11 protein-coding genes are annotated in these 10,287 nt (G+C 75.9%); 8 read left to right on the top strand and 3 right to left on the bottom strand.

Annotated elements, in window-relative coordinates:
• Positions 1-41: 41 nt before the first annotated feature.
• Entirely contained in the window at positions 42-1,853 is a 1,812-nt protein-coding gene (locus RNC47_RS34975; RefSeq protein ID WP_311604781.1) for an AMP-dependent synthetase/ligase, read from the bottom strand.
• Positions 1,854-2,010: 157 nt separating this feature from the next.
• On the opposite strand from RNC47_RS34975, the gene RNC47_RS34970 reads away from it, so the two are divergent.
• From RNC47_RS34970 to RNC47_RS34950, 5 genes are all read left to right on the top strand, one after another.
• Positions 2,011-2,457: an SRPBCC family protein gene (locus RNC47_RS34970; protein ID WP_311604780.1), complete on the top strand. Its 447-nt coding sequence runs from the start codon at positions 2,011-2,013 to the stop codon at positions 2,455-2,457.
• Positions 2,454-3,692 (top strand): ArsA family ATPase, encoded by a 1,239-nt coding sequence (locus RNC47_RS34965; RefSeq protein WP_311604778.1) that lies wholly within the window; start codon positions 2,454-2,456, stop codon positions 3,690-3,692. The genes RNC47_RS34970 and RNC47_RS34965 overlap by 4 nt, the downstream gene beginning before the upstream one ends.
• A gap of 46 nt (positions 3,693-3,738) precedes the next feature.
• Positions 3,739-4,260: a DUF5304 family protein gene (locus RNC47_RS34960; protein ID WP_311604777.1), complete on the top strand. Its 522-nt coding sequence runs from the start codon at positions 3,739-3,741 to the stop codon at positions 4,258-4,260.
• A gap of 84 nt (positions 4,261-4,344) precedes the next feature.
• Positions 4,345-5,286 carry an ROK family glucokinase gene (locus RNC47_RS34955; RefSeq protein WP_311604776.1) on the top strand — a complete coding sequence of 314 codons (942 nt, stop codon included), beginning with the start codon at positions 4,345-4,347 and terminating at the stop codon, positions 5,284-5,286.
• Between the two features lie 14 nt (positions 5,287-5,300).
• Complete coding sequence (locus RNC47_RS34950) at positions 5,301-5,999, top strand: endonuclease/exonuclease/phosphatase family protein (protein ID WP_311604775.1); 699 nt, start codon at positions 5,301-5,303, stop codon at positions 5,997-5,999.
• A 15-nt stretch (positions 6,000-6,014) separates the two neighbouring features.
• Here RNC47_RS34950 and RNC47_RS34945 read toward each other — a convergent pair whose 3' ends face one another.
• A complete protein-coding gene (locus RNC47_RS34945; protein WP_311604773.1) occupies positions 6,015-6,536 on the bottom strand; it encodes a hypothetical protein in 522 nt (173 codons plus the stop codon).
• The gene (locus tag RNC47_RS34940) at positions 6,533-7,303 is read right to left on the bottom strand and encodes an alpha/beta hydrolase (protein WP_311604772.1); all 771 of its coding nucleotides are present in this window, start codon (positions 7,301-7,303) and stop codon (positions 6,533-6,535) included. The genes RNC47_RS34945 and RNC47_RS34940 overlap by 4 nt, the downstream gene beginning before the upstream one ends.
• Positions 7,304-7,405: 102 nt before the next feature.
• Here RNC47_RS34940 and RNC47_RS34935 point away from each other — a divergent pair, with 102 nt between their 5' ends.
• From RNC47_RS34935 to RNC47_RS34925, 3 genes are read left to right on the top strand one after another with little or no spacing between them, the layout of a single operon-like run.
• Positions 7,406-8,122, top strand: coding sequence for a lysophospholipid acyltransferase family protein (locus RNC47_RS34935; protein ID WP_311604769.1), 717 nt, complete (start codon positions 7,406-7,408; stop codon positions 8,120-8,122).
• Positions 8,123-8,127: 5 nt separating this feature from the next.
• A complete protein-coding gene (gene macS, locus RNC47_RS34930) occupies positions 8,128-9,243 on the top strand; it encodes a MacS family sensor histidine kinase (protein ID WP_311604768.1) in 1,116 nt (371 codons plus the stop codon).
• Between the two features lie 26 nt (positions 9,244-9,269).
• A complete protein-coding gene (locus RNC47_RS34925; protein WP_311604782.1) occupies positions 9,270-9,899 on the top strand; it encodes a response regulator transcription factor in 630 nt (209 codons plus the stop codon).
• The last annotated feature ends 388 nt before the right edge of the window (positions 9,900-10,287 follow it).

The following is a 10,287-nucleotide window of genomic DNA, read 5'->3' as shown; positions in this document are numbered from 1 at the left end:
GCGGGTGGGTGGGGGAAAACCGTTCGGTGGGTGAGAGCGCGTCACGCCCCGCCGTACAGGTCGTCGATCTCCCTCGCGAAGTCCTTCGTCACCACATGCCGCCGCAGCTTCAGCGACGGCGTCACGTGCCCGGCGGACTCCGTGAACTGGCCGGGGAGCACGTGGAAGCGGCGGATGGACTCGGCGCGGGAGACCGCCGCGTTGCCGTCGTCGACGGCCTCCTGGACCGCCGCCCGCAGTTCGTCCCGCCGCAGCAGTTCCTCGCGCGGCAGGTCGCCGAGGCCGTGGTCCGCCGCCCAGCGCGGCAGGAACTCGTCGTCCAGGGTGATCAGCGCCGCCACGTAGGGCCGGCCGTCGCCCACCACCAGGCACTCGGCGATCAGCGCGTGCGCCCGCACCCGGTCCTCGATGACCGCGGGGGCCACGTTCTTGCCGCCCGCCGTCACCAGGATCTCCCGCTTGCGGCCGGTGACCGTCAGGTAGCCGTCGGCGTCGAGGGAGCCCAGGTCACCGGTGTGGAACCAGCCGCCCGTCATGGCCTCGCGGGTGGCGGCCTCGTTGTTCCAGTAGCCGCGGAAGAGGTGGTCGCCGCGGACCAGGATCTCGCCGTCGTCGGCGATCCGCATCAGCGTGCCGGGCACCGGCGGGCCGACCGTGCCGATGCGGGGCGCGTCGGCCGGGTTGAACGCGGTCGGCGCGCACGTCTCGGTGAGGCCGTACCCCTCGAGCACCGTGAAGCCGACGCCGCGGAAGAAGTGCCCGAGGCGGTCGCCGAGCGGCGCGCCGCCGCTGATGGCGTGCGTGGCGCGGCCACCGAGGGCGGCCCGCAGCCGCCGGTAGACCAGCGTGTCGAAGAGCCGGTGCGTCAGCCGGAGCGCGGGCCCGGGGCCGCGGGGGGTGTCGAGCGCCCGGCTGTACCGCTCGGCGGTGCGGGCGGCGCGGTCGAAGACCCGGCCCTTGCCCTCCTCCTCGGCCTTGGTCCTGGCGGCGTTGTAGACCTTCTCGAAGACCCGGGGGACGCCGAGCACGATGGTCGGCCGGAACGAGGCCAGGTCGTCGGTGAGGGTGGTCACGTCCGGCACGTGGCCCAGCCTGATGGGCGCGAGCTGCGTCGCCACCTGGACCATCCGGGCGAAGACGTGCGCCAGCGGCAGGAACAGCAGCAGTGAACCCTGGCCGCTGCGGAACAGCGGCCCGAGGCGGGCGAGCGCGTTGCCGCTGACGGTGAGGAACGCGCGGTGGGTGAGCAGGCAGCCCTTGGGGCGGCCCGTGGTGCCCGAGGTGTAGACGATGGTGGCGGGGGAGTCCGGGGTGACGGTGGCCGTGGCCGCGTCGAGGTCGCCGTCCGGCACGTCGGCGCCGGCGTCCCGCAGGGCGGTGATCGCGCCGGGCCCCTCGTCCGGGTCGAGGCACCACACGGTGCGCAGCTCCGGCAGCCGGTCGGTGAGCGCCGTCACCGTCGCCAGGTGGTCCCGGCTCTCCACGACCACCGCGACCGCGCCCGAGTCGGAGAGGTTCCAGGCGGCCTGCTCGGCGGAGCTGGTCTCGTAGACCGGCACCGAGACCGCGCCGGCCGTCCAGATCGCGAAGTCGAGGAGCGTCCACTCGTAGCGGGTGCGGGAGAGCAGCCCGACCCGGTCGCCGGGGCGGACGCCGGAGGCCAGCAGGCCCTTGGCGACGGCCCGCACCTCCGCGTGGAAGGCGCTCGCCGACACGTCGTCCCAGCCGCCGTCGTCCCGCCGCCTGGCCAGGACCGCGAGGTCCGGCACGCGCTCCGCGTTGCCGCGCGGCACGTCGGCCAGGCTGCCGCCCGGCGGCACCTCGTAACGGGCGGGAAGGCCGAACTCACGCACTGACGCTCCTTGTTGCCGTGTTTTGCCGGGGAAGTCGCTTTTCCACCCCTCGCGCAGGGTACTCCGATCGGCACGCGGCGCCTCCCGTGCGGGGCGCGCGGCGGCGCGCGATAGCCTTCGACGGAAGGCAGCGGGAGATTCGCGAGGAGCCATGGCCATGGCCGAGCACACCAGGTCGAGCATCACCATCGAAGCCACCCCGGCCGAGGTCATGGCGGTGATCGCCGACTTCGGCCGCTACCCGGAGTGGACGGGAGAGGTCAAGGAGGCCGAGATCCTCGAGCGCGGCCCGGACGGCCGCGCCGAGGAGGTCAGGCTGCTGCTCGACGCGGGCGCCATCAAGGACGAGCACACCCTCGCCTACCAGTACCCGGACGAGCACGAGATCCGCTGGTCGCTGGTGAGGTCCCGGATGCTGCGCACCCTCGACGGCTCCTACCGGGTGGAGCCGGTGGCCGGCGGCAAGCACTCCGAAGTCACCTACCAGCTGACCGTCGACGTCAAGATCCCGATGCTGGGCAGCATCAAGCGCAAGGCCGAGAAGGTCATCATCGACCGGGCCCTGGCCGGTCTGAAGAAGCGCGTCGAGAGCGTCCCCGAGTGACGGACGAGGCGCCCGGCGCCCGCACCCTGCTGGTGACCGGACCCGGCGGGGACGGCACCAGCACGGTCGCCGCCGCCACCGCGGTCGCCGCCGCCCGCGCCGGCCGGTCGACGCTGCTGCTCAGCCAGGAGCCGGCCGACCGGCTCGCCGCGCTGCTCGGCACCGCCCCGCCCGCCTGGCCCGAGGAGCCGGTCGAGTTCGCCGACGGGCCGGCCGTCGCCAGGGTCGACGCGGCCGGCCGGTTCCGCGCCGGCGTGCTGGCCGCCCAGCGGCACATGCGGCCGGCCCTCGACGCGCTGGGCGCCGGCGTCCTCGACGACGACGAGCTCACCGAGCTGCCGGGCGCCGCCCCGCTCGCCCTGCTGCACGCGCTGCGGACCGCGCACGCCGCCGGCCGCTGGTCGCTCGTGGTGGTCGACCTGCCGCCGGTCACCGAGGCGATCCGCGCGCTCGCCCTGCCCGGGCAGCTCCGCCGCTACCTGCGCCGGCTGCTGCCGCCCGAGCGGCAGACGGCCCGCGCCCTGCGTCCCCTGGTCGCCCAGCTGCTGGGCGTGCCGCTGCCGGCCCAGAGCCTCTACGAGACCGCGGACCGCTGGGACGGCGAGCTGGCCGCCCTCCAGCGGCTGGTCGAGGGCCCCGGCACCGCCGTCCGGCTCGTCCTCGACCCCACCGAGCGCTCCGCCGCGCTGGGCCGCGCCGCCCGCGCCGGCCTGGCGCTGCACGGCGTCGGCGTCGAGGCGCTGATCGCCAACCGACTGCTGCCGGCCGGCTCGGGCGACCCGCTGCTCGCCGGCCTGGCCGCCGGGCAGCGCGCGGTCCTCGACGAGTTCACCCGCGCCACCCGCCTCGCCGCCCCGCACCCGGTGCCGCACCTCGGCCGGCCGGTGCGCCCCGCCGACCTGGCCGAGCTGCCGCTGCCGCCGCTCGGCGAGCCGGGGGACGCCGGGGCCGCCGAGCCGACCGTCGAGGACCGGCTGGCCACCGACGGGCTGCTGGTCTGGCACCTGCCGCTGCCCGGCGCCACCCGCGACGACCTCGGCCTGGTCCGCCGCGGCGACGAACTCCTCGTCACCACGGGCCCGTTCCGCCGTGCCCTGTCGCTGCCCGCCGCGCTGCGCCGCTGCACGGTGGCCGGCGCGGCCTTCACCGACGCCGCCGAACTGGCCGTCCGCTTCGCCCCCGACCCGGACCGCTGGCCGGACCGGGCCCTGGCCGGCGTCCCGCGCGCCGGCTGACCCGGGGTACCGTCGAGAGCGACGGCACACGCATCGGAGGGCCGCGATGAGCGACGACGTCGACCGGGACGACGCACAGCAGCACGGCGCGCGGGGAGCCGGCGCCGCCGACGAGGACGCCTGGGCCGAGGCCTGCGCCGAGGACCTGGCCGCCGAGCGGGAGCGCCGGCGCCGCGAGCACGGCGAGCCGCCGCCCGCGACCGGTGACGCGGTTGAGGAGCTGCGCAGGCTCGCGGAGGCCATCACCGGCCAACTCGGCCGCCTGGGCGGGAGCCTCGGCGGTCTCGGCGGCCTGGCGGGGGCCGGGCTCGCGGCCCAGGCCAGGGCCGCGGTCGAGCCGGTGCTGGAGCGCAACGCCGAGGCGATCCAGCATCTGGCCAACGCGGGCCAGGAGTTGCTCGCCGCCTACCGGGCGGCCGTCCTCTCCCACGAGCAGCGCTGGACCCGGGACGCCGAACAGCCGTCCGAGCGGCCCGCGCAGCAGCCGGCACAGCAGCCGGAGACCGCGTCCGAGAAGCCGAACGACCCGCCCGCCGAGGGCCCTTCGCACCGCATCGACCTGGACTGACGCGGGGCGGTCAGCCCGGCCCCGCTCCGGTACCGTGTTCGCGAGCGGGGATCCACTGACATCACTTGAGGGATACAGGGACACATGGGACTGACCATCGGCGTCGACATCGGCGGGACGAAGATCGCGGCCGGCGTGGTGGACGAGCAGGGCGCCATCCTCGACACCTGCCAGGTGCCGACCCCGCCCACCCCCGAGGGCGTCGTGGAGGCCATCGCGCACGCCGTCAAGACCGTGGGCAGCGGCAGCTCGGCCGAGGCCGTGGGCATCGGCGCCGCCGGCTATGTGGACGACAAGCGCGCCACCGTGCTGTTCGCGCCCAACATCTACTGGCGCCGCGAGGCCCTGAAGGACAAGGTCGAGCAGCGGGTCGGCATGCCCGTGGTCGTGGAGAACGACGCCAACGCCGCCGCCTGGGGCGAGTACCGGTTCGGCGCGGGCGCCGGCCACGACGACGTCATCTGCGTGACCCTGGGCACCGGTATCGGCGGCGGCATCATCGTGGGCGGCCGGCTCTACCGCGGCCGGTTCGGCGTCGCCGGCGAGTTCGGCCACGTCCGGGTGGTCCCGGACGGGCTGCTGTGCGGCTGCGGCAGCCAGGGCTGCTGGGAGCAGTACGCCTCGGGGCGCGCCCTCGTCCGCTACGCGCGGCAGCGCGCCACCGCCACCCCGGAGGCCGCCGAGGTGCTGCTCGGCCTGGGCGACGGCACCCCGGAGGGCATCGAGGGCAAGCACGTCAGCGCGGCCGCCAGGCGCGGCGACAAGGTCGCCGTCGACTCCTTCCGCGAGCTGGCCCGCTGGGCCGGCGCCGGCCTCGCCGACCTCGCCTCGCTGTTCGACCCGGCCGCCTTCATCGTGGGCGGCGGCGTCTCGGACGAGGGCGACCTGGTGCTCGAACCGATCCGCAAGTCCTTCCGCCGCTGGCTGGTCGGCGGCCGCTACCGGCCGCACGCCCAGGTCCTGGCCGCCCAACTCGGCGGCAGGGCGGGCCTCGTGGGCGCCGCCGACCTGGCCCGCCAGGGCTGAGCACCGGCGGCCCCATGCCGACCGAGGTGCGGCTGCTCAGCTACAACATCCGCTCGATGCGGGACGACACGGCGGCGCTCGCCCGGGTGATCCGCGCCTGCGCCCCCGACGTGCTGTGCGTCCAGGAGGCCCCGCGCTTCCTCGGCTGGCGGCGCCGGGTGGCGCGGCTGGCGCGGGCGACCGGCCTCTACCTGGTGAGCGGGGGCGCCTCGGCCACCGGCCCGATGATCATGGCGGCGCCGCGGGTCCTCGTCGAGTCGGCCGGCGACCTCACCCTGCCCCACACCCCGGGCCTGCACCGCAGGGGCCTGGCCACCGCCGTGCTCAGGTTCGCCGGCGGGCCCAGGCTCGCCGTGGTCAGCTGCCATCTGAGCCTGCGGGCCGCCGAGCGCCGCCGGCACGCGCCGCTGGTCGCCGACCGGCTCGCCGCGCTCGGCGCCCCGGCCGCGGTGCTGGCGGGCGACCTCAACGAGGACCCGGGCGGCACCGCGTTCCGCCTGCTGGCCTCGCGCGGCCTGCGGGACGCCTGGGACCTCGCCCCGGAGGGCGGCGAGTTCACCTCGCCCGCGGCCGGCCCCGAGCGTCGCATCGACGCCGTGCTGTGCACCCAGGCGGTGACCGTGCTCGGCTGCGGCGTGCCCGAGGAGCCGGCCCCGGCCGACCTGCGGGCCGCCACCGACCACCTGCCGGTGCTGGCCAGGATCACCGCCTGAGGCCGCGCGGCCGGGTCAGACGACGGCGCCGCTGCCCGGGTCCCTGAAGTCGTCGTCGTGGCCGTCCCGCAACCGGGTGATCAGGGTGGCGAAGCCGCCCAGGAAGCCGCCCACGCCCAGGGTGACGAGCCACCAGGTCATCCGCTGCTGCAGCAGCACGGCGCCGAGCAGCAGCAGCGGGCCGCCGAGCACCGCGATCCACGCCAGCTTGGTGGTCAGGTCCGTCTCCGGCAGCGGCGGCGGCTCCGGCGGCACGAAGTGGTCCTCGTCCTCGTCCTCCGCGGCCTCCCAGTCCCTGGGCCCGCTCAGCGGCCCGCCGGCGGGGCCGGCGCCCGCCGGGGCGTCGGCCGGCCCTTCCGCGGGCTCGGCCACCGGCACCCGGTCGACCGTGTCCGTCAGATCGACCTCGCCAGCCTTCGGCCAGACGCCAGGGGGATCGGCCGGCTCCTCGCCGTAGCCGGCGACGATCTCGGCCCACGCGGCTTCCTCGTCGATCGGGTCACGGCCGTCGCCGCGCTCCTGGTCACGTTCCGTCACGGAGAGTCTTCCTTGTCGCGAGCCGGTGCAAGCCGGGTGATGAAGGCGTCCGTCTCTTGAAAGATACGCTCCGCGTCGTGGTCGAGGGTGGCCACGTGAAAGCTCGACGGCAACAGCACCTCGGTCACGTCGGTCGAGGACACCCGGGAGCGGACCAGCGCCGCGTCCCCCGGCGCGACCACATGGTCCTCCGCGCTGCGCATCAGCAGCAACGGCTGGGTGACGCGCGGCAGTTCGGTCCGCACCAGCCGCTGTAGCGCGCGCAGCGAGTGGGCCGCGTGCAGCGGCACCCGGTCGTACCCCGACTCCGTGACGCCCTCCTTCGCTATGTCGGAGACGATCCCCTTGGCGCTCGGCACCACGTGGCGCAGCACCGGCAGCAGGAAACCCGCCCTGGAGGGGAAGGTGACCCCCGGATTGACGACGGCGACCCCGGCCACCGCGGCGCCGTGCCGGGCCGCGAGCCGCAGCGCCAGCGCGCCGCCCATCGAGAGACCGCACACGAACACCGTCTCGCAGCGGCGCCCGAGCTCCCGCAGCTCCCGGTCGACCGTCGCGTACCAGTCCGCCCAGCCGGTGTGCCGCATGTCCTGCCAGCGGGTGCCGTGCCCGGGCAGCAGCGGCAGCGAGACGGTCAGGCCGCGGTCCGCCAGGTGCTCGGCCCAGGGGCGCAGGGAGTGCGGGGTGCCGGTGAATCCGTGACACAGTAGGACGCCGGTCGACGAGCCGTGGTGTGCGTAGGGCTCCGCCCCGGGAAGAAGGCGCATCGTCTGCTCGCTCCGTTCGGCTCGTAGGGCGCCAGTAACCCTATTCCCCAGTAAGGTCGGCCTCATAGAACACGGGAGGTTGACGGGGTGCTGTACGGGGCGATGAAGATGTCCGTCGGGGCGGGACTCAAGGTGGTCTTCCGCCCCTGGGTGGAAGGCGGCGAACACGTGCCCGCCGAGGGGCCGGCGATCCTCGCCAGCAACCACCTGTCGTTCTCCGACTCCTTCTTCCTGCCGGCCGTGCTCGACCGCAAGGTCACCTTCATCGCCAAGGCCGAGTACTTCACCTCGCCCGGGCTCAAGGGCCGGCTGACGGCCGCCTTCTTCAAGGGCGTCGGCCAGCTGCCGGTGGACCGCTCCGGCGGGCGCGCCGCCGGCGAGGCCGCGATACGCAGCGGCATATCGGTGATCGAGCGGGGCGAGCTGTTCGGCATCTACCCCGAGGGCACGCGTTCCCCCGACGGCCGCCTCTACCGCGGCAAGCCCGGCGGCCTGGCCCGGATAGCCCTGGCCACCGGGGCACCGGTGATACCCGTCGCCATGATCGACACCGAGAAGATCCAGCCGCCGGGCAAGGTCGTCCCCAAGCTGATGCGGCCCGGCATCCGGATCGGCGAGCCGCTCGACTTCAGCCGCTACCAGGGGATGGACGGGGACCGCTTCATCCTCCGCTCGGTGACCGACCAGGTCATGTACGCGATCATGAAGCTCTCCGGCCAGGAGTACGTGGACATGTACGCCACCGTCGCCAAGCGGATGCTGGCCGAGGCGGCCAAGGACGAGTCGGGAGACGCGGCCCCCGGGGAGTCGAAGGAGTAGCGCGCATGTCCGTGGAGCGACCGCTGTGGCGCGCGCTCACCGGCTACCGGCTGCTGACCCTGACCTACGCGCTCGGCCTCTTCCTCCTCGCCCACGACGACTACGGCCGACCACTGGTCGGCGCCGGCTACCTGGCCGCGCTCACCCTCTGGACGCTGTTCACCACCCCCCTGGTGGCCTCGGCCGAGCGCTGCACCCCCCGGTTCCTGGCCGTCGACCTGACGATGGCGGTGGGCGGCACGCTCCTCACCCTGGCCGCCGACCCGCACGCGACGGTCGGACCGACGCTGCCGTCGATCTGGGTCGCGGGATCGGTGCTCGCCGTCGCCCTCAAGGGCGGCTGGCGCTGGGGCGGCGCGGCAGCGGTCGGCATGGGGGCCGCCAACCTCGCCGAGGACGGCCGCCTCTCCGGGACGGCGCTGCACAACGCCGTGCTGGTGTGCGTGGCGGCCGTCGCCATCGGCTACGTGGTCGAGGTGGCGCGGGCCAGCGAGCGGGCGCTGGCCAGGGCGCTGCGGATCGAGGCGGCCACCAGGGAGCGCGAGCGGCTGGCCAGGGACATCCACGACGGCGTGCTCCAGGTGCTCGCGATGGTCCAGCGGCGCGGCACGGCGCTCGGCGGCGAGGCCGCCGAGCTCGGCCGGCTGGCCGGCGAGCAGGAGCGGGCGCTGCGGACGCTGGTCGCCGACGCGCCCCCGCGCACGCCGGTGGCGTCGGAGCGCGAGGACCTCGGGGCGCTGCTGGCGGCCGCCGCCGGGCGCGACGAGCGCGTCACCCTCGTGGGGCCCGGCACGCCCGTCGAACTGCCGGCCCGGGCGGCGCGCGAGCTGACGGCAGCCGTGGAGGCCGCCCTCGACAACGTCCGCCGGCACGCCGGGCCGACCGCCAGCGCGTGGATACTGCTGGAGGACGAGCCCGACGCGGTGCTCGTCACGGTGCGGGACGACGGGCCCGGCATCCCCCCTGGCCGGCTCGCCGTGGCGGCGGCCGAGGGCCGCCTCGGCGTGGCCCAGTCCATCCGGGGGCGGCTGCGCGACCTCGGCGGCGGCGCCGAGTGGGGGTCGGTGCCCGGACAGGGCACGGAGGTCGAGTTGCGGGTGCCGAAGGGAGTGGACCGGTGAGTTCGTCGACAACCGCGGTGCGGGTGATGGTGGTCGACGACCACCCGATGTGGCGCGACGCGGTGGCCCGCGACCTGGGCGAGGCCGGCATGGAGGTCGTCGCCACGGCGGGCGAGGGCCCCCAGGCCGTGAGCCGGGCGCGGGCCGCGCGGCCGGACGTGCTGGTGCTCGACCTCAACCTGCCGGGGCTGCCGGGCGCCGAGGTCTGCCGCCAGCTGGCGGGCGAGGTCAGGGTGCTCGTGCTGTCCGCGAGCGGCGAGCAGCGGGACGTGCTGGAGGCGGTGAAGGCGGGCGCCACCGGCTACCTGGTGAAGTCCGCGAGCGCGGCGGAACTGGTCGACGCGGTCCGCCGCACGGCGGCCGGCGAACCGGTCTTCACCCCAGGGCTGGCCGGCCTCGTCCTCGGCGAGTACCGCCGCCTGGCGGCTGCCGCCGCGGCCTCGACCGCCGTCGCCGACGACGTTCCGCACCTCACGGAGCGGGAGACGGAGGTGCTGCGGCTGGTCGCCAAGGGGCTCACCTACCGGCAGATCGCCGAACGCCTGGTGATCTCGCACCGGACGGTCCAGAACCACGTCCAGAACACGCTGGGCAAGCTCCAGCTCCACAACCGCGCCGAACTGGTCCGCTACGCGATCGAACGCGGCCTGGACTGAGGCTCCGCTGGGCGCGTGGCCGCTGGGCGCGTGGCCGCTGGACGCTGGGCCTGAGCCGCGGCCTGGCGGCCGTGCCGCGCCCACCCACCCGCCCTTGGCGGGTGGCCTCGCGCGGCCCGGCGGCGCAGCCGCCGTGGGCCCACCCGCGCGCAGCGCGAAACGCGGCGGGTGGGTGGGCCCCCCCGCGGAGCGCTGACGCAACCGCACCCGGCCCAGCCGCGCGCAGCGCGGCGGCCCCGCCACCACCCGCGCGCAGCGCGAGAAAGGCGGGCGGGTGGGCATCCCGCGCGGAGCGCCGGGACACCGCCTCGTGGCCGCCACGGCCTCCCCGGGCCGCGTGCGGCGCGCAACCCCGTCCGCGCGCAGCGCGGTCCAGGGCGGGCGGGTG

The sequence above is a fragment of the Streptomyces millisiae genome (assembly GCF_031845425.1).
Lineage (GTDB): Bacteria > Actinomycetota > Actinomycetes > Streptomycetales > Streptomycetaceae > Streptomyces > Streptomyces millisiae.
This window is presented reverse-complemented; position numbering and strand designations above follow the sequence as displayed.